The following is a 14,572-nucleotide window of genomic DNA, read 5'->3' as shown; positions in this document are numbered from 1 at the left end:
TTAACATTCAAGTTAACGAATCATCAATGAACTCAAACGGAGGGGATTTGCTTATGCAAGAAGTGAAGCTTACGGTGTCTTATGATGATTATGAGGACGGTATTCGTATGGAAACGTTGATCAGGGAACTCGCTGCCAAACCGGAGGCTGGTTCGCTGGAGAGTCTGATTATAGGAGACTGGGGACAGGCCTATGAAAATTCGCCGGATGAATTTATGGGCACGCTCATCGAACTTGCTCCAAGCTTTCCGTCTTTGAAGAAACTGTTCATCGGAGATATGGGCTTTGAAGAATGCGAAGTATCATGGATTATTCAGACGGATCTCACACCACTATTGGTTGCTTTTCCTGAATTGAAGTCATTCTCAGTGAAGGGCAGCAGCGGACTAAGTCTGGAACCCATCGAGCATGCCAAGCTTGAAGAATTAATCATTATTTGCGGTGGTCTTCCCCAAAGTGTGTTAGCTTCAATTGCCCGGGCTAAGTTGCCTGAATTGCGTAAGCTTGAACTGTATCTGGGCGTGGATGATTATGGATTCGACGGTTCACTGCAAGATGTACTTCCACTTTTGGAACAGGGCTTATTTCCAAAGCTCGTATACCTGGGGCTGAAAGATAGTGAAATTCAGGATGAGATTGCGAAAGCTGCAGCTGAGGCCCCAATTGTGGACCAACTTGAAATCCTGGATCTGTCAGAGGGCACGTTGTCTGATGAAGGGGCAGAGGTGCTGCTTGCGAGCGACAAGATCAAAAAACTTAAACATCTCAATCTCAGTTACCACTACATGACGGACGAAATGCTCATTCGCTGGAAACGCTCCGGTATATCTGTAGATGTTAGCGAGCAACAACAGAGTGATGAAGATGACTGGCGCTACCCGTCGTTAACGGAATAAATGATGTCAGGCATGACGGAATTGGAACAAAGTTTGCAACTCCCAGTTAAGGATACGGATCTGGAACAGCCGTTATTGTTAATTGGGAACCCGAATAATCGACGTACCCTTGGATTACAGGAGGCAAGACAGCGACTTGGCTTACAACCAGCACTTATGCTGCCTTATGCCCGGTTGCTACAGACTTGGAGACGGGGCGGAACCATGGCGGATGCCGTACAGCAATGTCTGGAAGGGCGAGGGGCTACGAACAGGCAGGTTCTTATTCGACTGGATGCCCCTGGTGAGGATTGGGAAGTAGAATGTGAGCTGCTCTTTCTTGGAGCTGTGAATGATGTATCTCCGTTAAACGATGGCCTTTCTGCGAGGATGATTCCGGCAGAACAGACACTCACTCTTGAACAGCAGTGGGGGCGGATCTACGCGCCCAACCAATGGTTTCGCGGATGGAAAGCCTGTCTGGAACGAATTCGCCATGAAGGTCTGGAATATTGGCCTAATGCCCGGTTCATGAATGATCCCGATGACATTGCGATTATGTTTGATAAAAGGAAATGCCAGCAGCATCTATCTGCCCATGGCGTTCGTGTCCCTCCAACGCTCCAATCTTCGGAGCCGATCCGCAATTATGAAGACCTGCGTGAAGCAATGAAAACTGCCGGTATGAGCCGCGTTTTCGTGAAACTTGCGTGTGGCTCTGGGGCGTCAGGCGTTGTTGCCTATCAAGTTAATCCGCGAACGGGTGCCGAAATCGCCATAACCACTGTGGGAATGGAACAGATTCAGGAGAAGATCATTTTTTATAATGAAGGCCGGATGCGCAGGTACACACATACTTCAGAGATTTCTGCGCTCATGGATTGGCTGTGTGCTGAGGGTGCCCAGATTGAACGTTGGATGGCAAAAGCGTCTTTGGGTTCAAGCGTATTTGATATTCGCCAGCTTGTGGCAGGTGGACAAGCAGGTCATGCCATTGTACGGCTTAGTCAGACACCAATCACCAATCTGCATTTGCGTAATGAGCGGTTGCTTCCCGCAGAAGCAGGGCTGGATGAACAGCAGATGAGTGGAGTTCAGACGGCAGCGAAAGCAGCAATGGCTGCCTTTCCCAACTCATGGTCAGCCGGAATTGATGTGATGCTCAGTGGAGGTAATGAGCCACGTGCCTATATTTTGGATGTGAATCCGTTTGGAGATTTGTTGTACAGAGTACAGCATAACGGACTTGGAACCTATGAATGGGAAATGGAACTTTTGCGAAAGGAGCCTTACAACTATGACTGATATGAACACCATCGTAGGCTCCCATGATCTATTAATGATTACACTGGACACGTTAAGATATGACGTGGCCAAGCTGGAGGAACAGAATTGCCCCAACCTGTGCGGTACGGGTCCTTGGGAGAAGCGTCATACTCCGGGAAGTTTTACCTATGCGGCGCATCATGCTTTTTTTGGTGGCTTCATGCCTACACCTGCCAATACGGACAAAGCATCCCATGTACGACTTTTTCATTCCCGGAATACCGGATTAAAGACGCATCCGCATACGTGGCTGTTCGACACACCGGATATCGTATCCGGTTTTGCAGCTGAAGGATATCGTACGATTTGTATAGGTGGGGTCATTTTCTTCACCAAGAAAAATCCGCTCGCCAAAGTGCTGCCGGGTTATTTTCAACAGAGCTACTGGCGGATGAATTTTGGGGTAACCAACCCCAAATCGACTGAGCATCAGGTTCAGCATGCCTTGAAGCTGCTGGAGCAAAGCGCACAAGATGAGAAGCTGTTTTTGTTCCTGAATGTGTCTGCCATCCATGGACCCAATCGCTATTTTGTGGAGGGTGCAAGAGAGGACTCGGTAGAAACACAGCGTGTAGCGCTTCGGTATGTGGACGAGGCCCTTGGACCATTGTTTAATGCAATGAAGCAGCGTTCAAGGCCTACGTTTTGTTTAGCTTTTTCCGATCATGGCACGGCATATGATGAGGACGGTTATCAGGGGCATAGACTGGCACATGATGTCGTCTGGAATGTACCATACCGTGAATTTATTTTATAGAACAAATAATTCATATCATCAATAACTACAAACCGGATACAGGGAGGAAACCGATGGACGATCAATCGCAACATACGACAACAGGTCATTCCGCACAGTCCGGATCCAACACAGCTACAGGTCTCAGAGAAGTACTTGCTTCCCCCTATCGCTCTTATTTATATTCGTATCCCCACAAGACGGCATATCGGGAATTGAACCCGCCTTTACAGCTCGGTCCATTGTGGGAACGTGAGAATACTGATACGTATTTTTTATATATGCACATTCCGTTTTGTGCCGCACGTTGTGGATTCTGCAACCTGTTCACATTGCCGGATCGCCGCGATGACACCCATGTGCGTTATGTGGATGCGCTGGAACGGCAAGCCAAGCAGTGGGCACCACTCACATCACGCAGACCCTATTCGAGGTTTGCCATCGGTGGCGGGACGCCCACATTATTAAATGAAATTCAGTTGAACCGCTTGTTCGATATTACGGAACAGGTGATGGGGCTCGATCCGACGCAAGCTTCGATCTCGGTAGAAACGTCACCGGATACCGTCACGGAAGCCAAATTGGCGATCATGAAGGAGCGAAGTGTGGACCGGGTAAGTATGGGAATTCAAAGTTTTATCGAAGCCGAAGCCTCAGCCATTTACCGTCCGCAGAAACCACAGGAAGTGGAACGCGCGCTTGAAAAGCTTACACAGTATGAATTCCCTTTGTTGAATCTGGATCTGATCTATGGTCTGCCGGGACAAACGGTGGAATCATGGCTGTATTCGCTGGAACGTGTCCTTTCATATGAACCGGGTGAGATTTTCATTTACCCACTGTACACCCGTGAGAATACCATTGTGAAACCGGATGATATACAACGGCAGGGACCGGATATTCGGATGGAGCTGTATACGGCTGCGCGTGAGACTTTAAAAAGCAGAGGCTATGTCCAGTATTCCATGCGCAGATTTGCCAAAGAACAATCATCTTCTGGAAGCAAAGAGCTTCTACCCTACAGCTGTCAGGAGGAAGGCATGGTTGGTCTGGGGTGCGGTGCACGCTCTTATACCAGTGAAGTACATTATGCTTCCAAGTATGGTGTTAGTTATAAGGCTACACAGAGCATCATCGCCGATTATGTGGCAACCGAGCGTTATGATGTCGCTGATTACGGCATTGTACTCAGCCGGGAGGAGCAGAAGCGCCGCTTTATTCTGAAAGCTCTGCTGCATCGGGAAGGCTTGGCGCTGTCGGATTATGATCAACGATTCGGAACGGAAGTTATGTCAGACTACGGATGGTTGAATGAACTGTTGTCTGAGGGCATGGCTGAGCTCGAGCAGGACGATAAGGGTAATCGGGTGCTGCGTCTGACAGAAGAGGGATTGGGCTACTCGGATGCCATTGGAGATTGGCTGATCTCCGCTGAGGTACGTGAACAAATGGAAGGGTTTGTGTTCTCATGAGAGCAACCTTGTATTATCGGGGTAAGCTGTCGTCCTGTAATTACGACTGCCCGTACTGTCCGTTTAGCAAAACGGTAGATTCCAAGGAAACGCTGGAAGTGGATGAACAACAACTGCGTCAATTTGTGAATTGGGTGAGGGATCAGGAGAGTGCTGGTCATCAATTTTCGATTTTCTTTAACCCATATGGAGAAGCTCTGGTAAGACGTTGGTATCGGGAAGCAATGATAGAACTATCCCATATGCCACATGTGGACAAAATTGCAGTCCAAACCAATCTGTCTGTCAAACTGGACTGGGCCCGCGAGTTGAATCGGGATAAAGCAGCATTTTGGGCGACCTATCACCCACGAGAGACGAAGGAGTCTTCCTTCGTCAAACAATGTTTGACTTTACGTGAGATAGGACTTGCTTTTAGTGTGGGGACAGTTGGATTGCGCAGTGCATTTCCTGCTATTGAATCGATGAGACAGGCGTTACCCGATGACGTGTATATGTGGATCAATGCATTTAAAGATCGACCCAAATATTACAGCGTGGAAGAGGTGGACTTTTTACGATCCGTTGATCCGCTGTTTGATGGGAATCTGCGGGATTATGAGAGTCTGGGCAAGCGCTGTTCCGCGGGTTCGGAGGTATTTTATGTGCAAGGGTCAGGGCATGTAAAGAGGTGCTACAAGGATCGTCGGATTATTGGGCATCTCTACCGCGATGGTTTGGAGGCTTTGGCCGCAGATCGGCCGTGTGGCATGAAGAAGTGTGGCTGTTACATCGGTTATATTCATATGGAGGATTCTCCGTTCAGAGATATCTTTGGCAGTGGACTGCTTGAGCGTAATCCGGTTCTGATTAATCAATAGATATCAGTCAGCAAGTAGGCAGGAAGAGGTTGCGGAAGAATTACAGCAGTCTCTTGGTTATTTAAAGTAGGATGATGTGTAGCTATAATAATTTGAGTATGACAAAGGGGTGCCGCTTAACAGCTACTATGCTGCTAAGCGGCACCCCTTTTACGAATGAAAAGATAGCATTATTTATCGAATGGCCACTTTGTACGTACGCAACCACGAGTTGATCTGTGTCAGATAAGCAAACAACTGTGGACCCGACATTAACTGTCCAAACCAGGGCAGGTTCGATGAAGCATCCGGCGAGGAGGCCAATTTGCGAATTTGAGCCTTGTCGATTAATGGCAAGATCGGTGAGCTTGCGTCATCCAGAATATCCAGCACCTGCTGTTTAACGGCAGCAAGATACTGCGGGTTATGTGTTTTCGGATATGGACTCTTTTTCCGATACAACACATCGTCAGGCAGTACACCTTCCAGCGCTTTGCGCAGAATGCCTTTTTCCCTTCCGCCTGTCATTTTCATGTCCCAAGGCACGTTGAATACATATTGAATCAAACGATGATCACAGTAAGGCACCCGAACCTCAAGCCCGGCTCCCATACTCATCCGATCTTTCCGATCCAACAATGTTGGCATGAACCGGGTGATGTTCAGATAAGACATGACTCGCATTTGGGCTGCCTTACCGGTCTCTCCATCCAGTAAAGGCACTTCAGCCACAGCATCCGAGTAACGGTCCGCTAGATAATCGAGTGGTCTGATCCACTCCCGAATGTCCGAAGATAACAATCCTGCTCGCATATCAGGCGCTACAGACCATGGGAATGTACCGGAGTTCAGCATCTCTTCCCGATGGAACCAGGGATAACCGCCAAATACTTCATCCGCTGCTTCGCCCGAAATGGCAACGGTGGCTCCTTTTTTGATTTCCTTACAGAACAGATAGAGAGAGGAATCTACATCTGCCATACCCGGTAAATCCCGCACAAGCATCGCCTGGGTCAGGGCATGAACCAACTCGCCATTTTCAATCTCAATCCAGTGATGATCTGTCTTCAGTTCATCTACCATACGCTTAATCCAGGGTCCATCTGCACCAGGTTGGAAGGAATGGGCCTGAAAATGTTTTGCATTATCCACATAGTCTACGGAATACGTACTGACCTGACCTTGACCTGTACGATTATAATAATCCACCGCTAACGCAGATAGAGCGCTTGAATCCAGTCCCCCTGACAAAAGAGAGCAGACCGGAACGTCTGAAGCCAATTGGCGTTCTAATGTATCCTGTAACAGTCTGCGTACTTCAGCAGCTGTCTCATCCAGATTATGTTCGTGATGCTGACTTTCCAGCTTCCAGTAAGGGTAGGTTTTAATCCCGTTTCGGTTGTAAATAAGTGCATGCGCAGGTTTGAGCTCATTAAGGGAGGAGTATACGCCGTGTCCAGGTGTCCGGGCAGGACCAACAATAAATACTTCTGCCAAACCTTCAGGGCCTACCGCAGCTTCAACATCCGGGTGGATGAGCAGTGCTTTGGGTTCGGAGCCAAATACGAGTGCATCCTTTGCATGACTGTAGAACAGGGGCTTGACGCCCAGCCGATCACGGGCGATAAAAACCTGTTCGCGTCCGCCATCCCATATGGCAAAAGCAAAAATTCCGTTAAACCGGTCAACGCAGGCCGGTCCCCACTCAATATAAGAGGCGAGCAGCACTTCCGTATCACATTGTGTGCGGAAATGGTGTCCGCGCTGGAGCAATTCCTTTTTCAACTCGGGTGCATTGTATAGTTCTCCGTTATACACGACGGTATAGGAGGTGTCTCCCTGTAACGCATGCATGGGCTGTGCCCCGTTCTCCGGGTCCATAACACTGAGACGCCGATGTCCGAACGCACAAGGATTGGAGATCCATGTACCTGAAGCGTCGGGCCCCCGGTTCGACAAGCTGTCCGTCATCCGAACCAGCAGCTCTGATTCCTGGGTCAAATCCCGATTCCACTGTATGAAGCCGGTTATACCGCACATGGTTTGTTCATCCTTTCTTAGTCGAGTCATTCATCCGTATGGCTGCTTAAGTCACTAACAGCCACAAATGTTGTTTTTTTCGTCAGAAGTCGTAACAAATATATGCCGAAAGCAGGCATAAAATGTCTGTCCTCTTCGGAAACTAGTTCTAGGGACAATGGCTTCAACATGCCTGTGAAGGAGAGAACTTGCAAATGGACAGTATGACCTATTATGTATCTGTCATGGGGCGCTCCGTTATTCCGGATCCGCACGCAACGTCGTATGAATGGGTGATCCAGGCGACGCCTCAGGAGGCGGAACAATTACTGGGACTGCTTAATCTGATGCAGGAAAAAGAGGAAGAAGCCTTTCCAGGAATGGTATTCCCTTGGCCGGATACGCCGGAGGAGTCTGTAAACCGTGCATATGAAGCTGTGTTACAGCAGGTGTATCGGGAGATTTATCGCTTGGGAACACCAGAGACCCGATACCAGATCGAACAAAGTACATGAAATGGACAAAGGAGCGCGATAACAAATGTATGCCATTCAGGATGCCAAAATACGCAGATTAACCGAAGTGGATGGATTGTCTTGTGCAGAAGTTGAAGTACAGCCTGGAAATACGGGTGATCCGTCTTTACTTGTATACGTGGCGGCTACCCAGCCGGGGAATTCGCTTGAAGTCGTTCGAATTGTACGCAATCATTCCGATGCAGTCCTGGATTGGTACAATAACAATATGCATACCGCGTTTGAAGATGCCACGGAAACAGCGTTTGAGAACAGTGAGGGCATTACAGCAGGGGAAGATAAAGTCCGGTTTCAGAGTGAGTTACTTGCTTTTGGATTACTGGGACCGACACTTCAACGCTATTTGGTGGGGCAAGGTTAAGGTATTCGTTCCAACAAATGCCGATAGCTGCAAAGGATAAGCGGAATTACCCGGAGCCATACTATATGCAAGTTCCGGGGGAGGTGATAGCAATGGCTTCCAAGTTCAAGAAAAACAAAGGGAACCTTTATGCGCATCATACCGAGTTTGCCGAGGAAGTGCTCGCCATTAACAGCAAGCGTCCTGCCCAGAGAAATCCGTGGCGTCAGGGAAACAAGTAACCGGAATGCAGAAACCCGCCCTTCTTTCGAAAGGCGGGTTTTTGAATGTTTATTTTAACTTGGTTATGGAGCTTGTGGTTAGGCATATTCACGCAGCACTTGAATACCTTTGACGATATTGTACACAAAACTTAGTGCATAAATGACAAAAAACAAAATAACAAATCCGACAGCGGAACCCAGACTATGGGCGGTAACGAAGAAATAAAGTAGCGGGATTGCCGCAATAAACGGGAATATATGCGAGAATAAGGCCCGTTTTGCATGTCCCTCAATATAGTTGTCTTTGGCTACAATCCAAATTATGATGGGAAACAGGAATGGGGCAAAGAAGATACTAAAATAGGATAATGCTGATAAAAGTTGTCTCATAGCGATTTCTCTCCTTTATTTGGTTCCAGTAGAATGTATGTATGCAAATGATTACCCAGCAAGTCTCATTATGAATATGTCTGCCAATTTTCTAAACGCATCTGAGCTTAATATTTCCAATATTGCCTCGTTAAAGCATTCATATTCTATAGCTTTCCTAAGTATGAAAATAATACGTTCAAGTCATGTGGAATGATGCATTTATTAATTTTTTTATAAAACTATTGAAAAATATAGAAATGAGAGTATAATAGTAATCGCGCGGTATTTTTATTATACATATTTGTCTCAGTAGCTCAGCAGGATAGAGCAACGGCCTTCTAAGCCGTCGGTCGGGGGTTCGAATCCCTCCTGGGACGTTAGAAAAAGCTTCCTACGGGAAGCTTTTTGCGTACAAGGGATGAGAACCCCGATGGTTCGTCGGAGCATAAGCATCGATAGGAATACTTCGCAGTCTCGACTGTAAGGAGAGTATCCCTCCTGGGACGTTAGAAAAAGCTTCCTACGGGAAGCTTTTTTGCGTACAGGGGATGAAAATCCCAAAGTTTCGTCGGAGGTTAGTATTTTTTATAGGTATAACCTATCAAGTGAATAGATTTTATATATTTAAATAATAAACTATCTTGTGACACAATGTAGATATCAATCATGAAAGCGACGGTGGTATCCATGCATTCGATTAATCAATGGCAAGCGGATGAGTATGACAACAAACTGGCTTTTGTATCGGGTTACGGCAAAAGTTTAATCTCATGGCTTCAACCTCAAAAAGGGGAGTATATCCTTGACTTGGGTTGTGGGACGGGGGATTTGACGTACGAAATTTCTGTAACGCATGCTGAGGTAGTTGGCATGGATGCATCACCGGACATGATTCGCCGTGCAAAAGAGAAGTTTCCCGCTATCGATTTTATGGAGGGAGACGGACATCAGTTTGCGACGAACAAGCTCTATGATGCCGTCTTTTCCAATGCAGCTCTGCATTGGATGCGAAGTCCTCGACTTGTAGCGGATAGTGTATGGAAGTCTTTGAAGCCTGGGGGACGTTTTGTAGCAGAGTTCGGTGGCAAGGGTAATGTACAGATCATTGTAGATGCATTAGAAGAAGTGTTTGAAAGACAAACTGGCATACGTGGATCTGAGCGCAACCCTTGGTATTTCCCGACGATCGGGCAATATAGCAACATTTTGGAACAATGCGGATTTTTGGTGCGGCAGGCCTACCACTATGACCGCCCTACCAGACTGGCGGATGGTGAACAGGGTATAGAGGGCTGGTTGGCCCATTTTGGAGGGGACTATTTTGATGGTTTGAGTCAGGAGCAAATTCAGAAAATCTGTCGTGAAACTAGCCAAATCGTTGTGCCGAAGCTCTGGAAAGAAGATGCAATCTATGCCGATTATAAGCGTCTTCGAATTGAAGCAGTGAAGCCGGGAAGTTAATTAAGCAAAAGATGTGTCACTGTTAAATGAATTAATAAAATATTTTTCATGAAATCCATCGATCACAAATAGGCTGGGAATCTCTTTCGGAATGAAGAGGATCTTGGCCTTTTTTCCTATGTCATATTTTAAAATTGAACTATTCAATCGACAAATAAATACAATTTAACATTTTTCTCTTACTCAAGAACCATATAAGTAATTTTTATATCATAATTGTAATTATTTAGAAGGTAAATGTGCTATTTTAGTAGAATAATTTACCAAGGGTCAATCTACTTGCAGATAGGGTGGTGAGTTGTCACAGGTATTGCAGTACTTGTCATTGCAGGACCCAATCTATTGGTGAGGTACTTTCATATTGAGAAGGAGGGGCATAGCCTTGAATAAACGTTTGATATCCATATTGTTAAGTATTCTAATGACTTTTTCTATTATCATGCCAGCGGCCGGAGCCGCTCCTGTTGGTATTCAGCTTGAGAATTCGCTAAGCAAGACCGAAGCCAAACAATGGAGAGAGATTCTTGCCCAGCGGGAAGGAAAGCTTGCAGCAGATCCATTTTTAGACAAGAGTCTGGAAGGTCTTGGGGGAGAGAATACAAGAGTCATTGTTGAACTCTCCAATAAGCCAGTTGCTGTTGCGCAAGGCGAATCTACCCTCTCTGGAAAATCTTTTACCTCCTCTATGGAAACAAAGGCTGTGACTCAAGTTGAGCAACAACAACAGTCATTTGTACATAGCCTCACTCAGAATAAAATCAAACACGAAGTATTGGAAAATTACGCATATGCTCTAAATGGTGTGGCCATTGAACTTAAGGGCAACCAATTGGGGCAATTGCTTCGCATACCGGGCGTTGTCAGTGTATATCCAGACCTCGAAATTACCGTAGCTCCGGAAACAGATGAGGTAAATCCTTATATGAAAGATACCGCACCTTTTATTGGCGCCCCTGAAGTATGGAATCTGGGGTACAAAGGAAAAGGCGTCAAAGTTGGTGTTATTGATACAGGAATCGATTATGAACATCCTAATTTGCAAGACGCCTTCAAAGGTGGCTGGGATTTCGTTGAAAATGACAATGATCCTTATGAAACAACACATGAAGAGTGGAAATTATCTGGTGCACCTGAATTTAATGCCAATGGAAGCGCCTATTACACATCCCATGGTACTCACGTGGCTGGTACCATTGCTGCTCGTGAAGCTGGAGATTACGGGATTGTTGGGGTTGCTCCTGAAGCCGATATTTATGCATATCGTGTTCTTGGGCCCTATGGAAGTGGTCAAACTTCATGGGTGCTTGGTGGAATTGACCGTTCCGTTGCCGATGGCATGGACGTAATCAATCTCTCGTTGGGTAACGCTGCCAATGATCCAAGTTATATCACTTCAGTTGCGCTTAATAATGCCATGCTGTCTGGCGTGACTGCAGTTGTCGCAAGCGGTAATGATGGCCCGAATCGTTATACATTAGGTTCTCCAGGAGCATCGGCTATGGCAATCACTGTAGGTAACTCCACAGGGCCTAGCCAAAACATTACAGCCAATACTCATTTCTGGATTGGTGAGGAAGGTGAAGGTACGCTTCCTGAAGAACAACCTGTCCCTGAAGTTGAGCCGTCCCCTGAACTGGGAACAGCACCGGGTGCTGATACTCCTGAAGTTCCAGCTCAAGGTGAACCATCAACCACACCGGAAGATGTGACCGGTGAAGCAGCTCCATCAACAAACGAAGCTGGATTGTCTGAATCAGCATCTGACGATGATACAGCTTTTGATGTGGAAGCCAGCCAATCAGAAGAGGGTGTTCAGCCAGCCTCGTCTTCGGCACCAGTCGAAACCTCTCCAGAGGTTGCACCTGTGAAAGAAGAGCCTGCGATTGCTCCAACTGAAACGGAGCAAAATCCATTGGCTGTTACTGAGTCGGTGTACCGACTTGATGTAATGGGCTGGAGCCTCTCGGCAGATCCGGAATCTGTTTTGACGGGTCAATATGATCTTTTATTCGCAGGGTTGGGTAAGCCGACCGACTTTGAAGGCAAGGATTTTACAGGCAAAGTGGCTTTTGTACAGCGCGGTGAGCTAGCGTTTGTAGAGAAGGTAGCCAATGCCAAAGCTGCTGGGGCAGTTGCTATTATCGTATATAACAATATTCCAGGCCCGATCGGTGTGAGTTTGGGAGATAATTTTGAACTTATTCCAACCTTGAGCATGTCGAAGGAAGATGGAGAAAGTATCAAGGCTGAGCTGGATGCCGGTCAAAGCGTTGAAGTGAGCTTTAGTGAATTCGTTAAAGGTCAAACGGCTGGAGATGAAATGAATCCATCCAGCTCCCGCGGACCAGCCAAGGTGACTCTGGATATCAAACCGGATATAGTTGCACCGGGTACCAGCATTCTGTCTACTGTTCCTGCCTATGGCAAGGACGAGCCTGGAGCAGATTATTCACAGGCTTATGATCGTAAATCAGGTACAAGTATGGCCACGCCTCATGTTGCCGGACTAGTTGCCCTGTTGATTGAGAAGCACAGTGACTGGACACCATTTGATATTAAAGTAGCACTCATGAACAATGGTAAAGTGCTCGACACAACCAAATACGATGTGTTTGATCAAGGTGCGGGGCGTATTCAAGCGGTGAAAACGATTGATCCTGCTGCATTTGTTAAAGTATTGGATGTAACTAAATACACAGAGAATGGCGTGGCTGTCGAGAAACCAAATGTTACTGGTAGTGTGAATTTTGGCAACTTCCTCAGCACGGACGAAAAAACCGTCAGCAAAACGATCAAAGTGGAGTCGCTGAATGGCAGCGGTGGAAACTACACTGTAAGCGTGAATCCTACTCGTACAATTCCTGGTGTATCCGTTGCGGTGGATAAGAGCTCTTTTACACTGAATGGTGAGGAAGAGTTGAAGGTTACCATTACAGTTCCAAAAGGTGTTACTGCGGTAACGGAAGCGCAAGGATACCTTAAGTTGTCTAATGGAACGGACACATTTAGTGTTCCATATGTTGCACATTTCAATCTTACCCTAGCAGGCGTTAAATACATTGAGACTGTATATGGTACAGAGAAGAACCCATTCCACTATCCATTGAAGTCTGATGGTACACTGGATACACTCAATGTAGCTATGGAATTCTACAATCCCATGAATTTTGCCCTTATTGAGATCTTTGATGGCCTTAACCCGGATGGGGGCTATTATGGAGATGGATATATTGGATCTATTTTTGGAAACTACTACAATTTCGCAGCCAACACAAGATATAATCTGGCTTGGGATGGACAGTATGCAGATTACACTACCGACGAGGTAACGACGATTCCAGATGGTCTTTACACGGTTGATATCACTACAATCGGTGTTGATGGCAAAACGTATATCGAAGATACCTCTCCATTTTTGGTGAAAAAAGCAGCTCCGGTTGTAACAGCACCAGAAAAACTGGAATTCAAGCAAGATGAATCTGTTGTTGTTAATGGCAGCGTGGATGACTTGTACTTCCGTGTTGCTCCTTCACTTAAAGAGAACTGGAACATTGAGTTTGACCCGGCGGCTGCGCTGAACGCAACATACGTCCTGAAAAAAGAGGATGGTTCGATTTACAAGGAGGGTGTATTTGAAGTAAAACCTGATGGTAGCTTCACTCTTCCTTTAGAAGGCATCCAAGCAGGTGAATATGCAGTTGAACTTACGGTAAAAGACCAACAAGGACTATCTGGTAAAGGCACTACGGCACTGAGTCTGAAATCCAAGGAGACTGAGCCTGAAACTCCAGCCGTCAAAGCGCCTGGAACACCTGTTTTGTCTCATAATAATTGGGTTGGTAATGGCCTGAGCGAAGGCTCATATATCGTTACCATGAACCTGTGGTGGGGTGAGAACGCCACCAGCTACAAGCTTTATGAGGATGGGGTTTTGATCGATACGCAGAAGTTGACCTACAATGCGCCACTGGCACAGTTTGCCCAAACGAAGATCACGGGTAAAGCCAACGGCACCTATACGTACGTAGCCGAGCTAACGAACGACAAAGGGACCACACGGAGTGCGACACTGACAGTCAAGGTTACCAACGCATCGCCAGGCAAAGCAGTTCTCTCTCAAGATAACTGGGATGGCGACGGTAATTATAAGGTAACTATGAACTTGTGGTGGGGAACCAATGCTACTGAGTATCGCCTCTACGAAAATGATAAGTTGATCGACACCCAAACACTCAAAGCGGTTACGCCTAATGCGCAAAGTGCCGTTACTTCGCTGACAGGACGCACTTCAGGCACGTATACGTACCGGGCTGAGTTAATCAACGCAGCTGGTGTTACCAGCACGGACAAGATCACGGTAAAAGTGAAATAA

At 46.7% G+C, this 14,572-nt stretch carries 12 protein-coding genes and 1 tRNA gene; 11 read left to right on the top strand and 2 right to left on the bottom strand.

Annotation, left to right across the window (positions count from 1 at the left end; all coding sequences use genetic code 11):
* Positions 1–53 precede the first annotated feature (53 nt).
* From DC345_RS27695 to DC345_RS27675, 5 genes are read left to right on the top strand one after another with little or no spacing between them, the layout of a single operon-like run.
* Positions 54–896, top strand: a complete 843-nt coding sequence (locus DC345_RS27695; protein ID WP_113055894.1) for an STM4015 family protein — start codon at positions 54–56, stop codon at positions 894–896.
* The gene (locus DC345_RS27690; protein ID WP_258530866.1) at positions 897–2,180 is read left to right on the top strand and encodes an STM4014 family protein; all 1,284 of its coding nucleotides are present in this window, start codon (positions 897–899) and stop codon (positions 2,178–2,180) included.
* Positions 2,173–2,958, top strand: a complete 786-nt coding sequence (locus tag DC345_RS27685; protein ID WP_113055893.1) for an STM4013/SEN3800 family hydrolase — start codon at positions 2,173–2,175, stop codon at positions 2,956–2,958. The genes DC345_RS27690 and DC345_RS27685 overlap by 8 nt, the downstream gene beginning before the upstream one ends.
* 53 nt (positions 2,959–3,011) lie before the next feature.
* A complete protein-coding gene (locus DC345_RS27680; protein ID WP_113055892.1) occupies positions 3,012–4,409 on the top strand; it encodes an STM4012 family radical SAM protein in 1,398 nt (465 codons plus the stop codon).
* Positions 4,406–5,269 (top strand): STM4011 family radical SAM protein, encoded by an 864-nt coding sequence (locus DC345_RS27675; RefSeq protein WP_113055891.1) that lies wholly within the window; start codon positions 4,406–4,408, stop codon positions 5,267–5,269. Before DC345_RS27680 ends, DC345_RS27675 begins: the two co-directional genes overlap by 4 nt.
* Before the next feature lie 174 nt (positions 5,270–5,443).
* Here the strand turns inward: DC345_RS27675 and asnB are convergent, their stop codons facing one another.
* Complete coding sequence (asnB, locus tag DC345_RS27670) at positions 5,444–7,288, bottom strand: asparagine synthase (glutamine-hydrolyzing) (RefSeq protein ID WP_113055890.1); 1,845 nt, start codon at positions 7,286–7,288, stop codon at positions 5,444–5,446.
* 194 nt (positions 7,289–7,482) lie between these two features.
* Here asnB and DC345_RS27665 point away from each other — a divergent pair, with 194 nt between their 5' ends.
* From DC345_RS27665 to DC345_RS32295, 3 genes are all read left to right on the top strand, one after another.
* Positions 7,483–7,782 (top strand): hypothetical protein, encoded by a 300-nt coding sequence (locus tag DC345_RS27665; RefSeq protein ID WP_113055889.1) that lies wholly within the window; start codon positions 7,483–7,485, stop codon positions 7,780–7,782.
* Positions 7,783–7,807: 25 nt separating this feature from the next.
* Positions 7,808–8,164, top strand: coding sequence for a hypothetical protein (locus tag DC345_RS27660; RefSeq protein ID WP_113055888.1), 357 nt, complete (start codon positions 7,808–7,810; stop codon positions 8,162–8,164).
* A gap of 92 nt (positions 8,165–8,256) precedes the next feature.
* Complete coding sequence (locus DC345_RS32295; protein ID WP_256336669.1) at positions 8,257–8,385, top strand: hypothetical protein; 129 nt, start codon at positions 8,257–8,259, stop codon at positions 8,383–8,385.
* A gap of 78 nt (positions 8,386–8,463) precedes the next feature.
* Here the strand turns inward: DC345_RS32295 and DC345_RS27655 are convergent, their stop codons facing one another.
* Positions 8,464–8,757, bottom strand: a complete 294-nt coding sequence (locus DC345_RS27655; RefSeq protein WP_113055887.1) for a magnetosome magnetite crystal formation protein family — start codon at positions 8,755–8,757, stop codon at positions 8,464–8,466.
* Between the two features lie 285 nt (positions 8,758–9,042).
* Between DC345_RS27655 and DC345_RS27650 the strand changes: the two genes are divergently transcribed.
* The 3 genes from DC345_RS27650 (at position 9,043) to DC345_RS27640 (ending at position 14,572) form a co-directional block, all read left to right on the top strand.
* Positions 9,043–9,116: transfer RNA gene (locus tag DC345_RS27650), tRNA-Arg, on the top strand.
* A gap of 289 nt (positions 9,117–9,405) precedes the next feature.
* On the top strand, positions 9,406–10,200 hold the full coding sequence (locus DC345_RS27645) for a class I SAM-dependent methyltransferase (protein ID WP_258530860.1): 795 nt from the start codon (positions 9,406–9,408) through the stop codon (positions 10,198–10,200).
* A 382-nt stretch (positions 10,201–10,582) separates the two neighbouring features.
* Positions 10,583–14,572, top strand: a complete 3,990-nt coding sequence (locus DC345_RS27640; RefSeq protein ID WP_113055886.1) for a S8 family serine peptidase — start codon at positions 10,583–10,585, stop codon at positions 14,570–14,572.

This window comes from Paenibacillus taichungensis, from assembly GCF_003287275.1.
GTDB classification, from domain to species: Bacteria; Bacillota; Bacilli; order Paenibacillales; family Paenibacillaceae; genus Paenibacillus; species Paenibacillus taichungensis_A.
The sequence above is the reverse complement of the archived record's forward strand: the minus strand, read 5'-3'. Positions and strand labels throughout refer to the sequence as shown.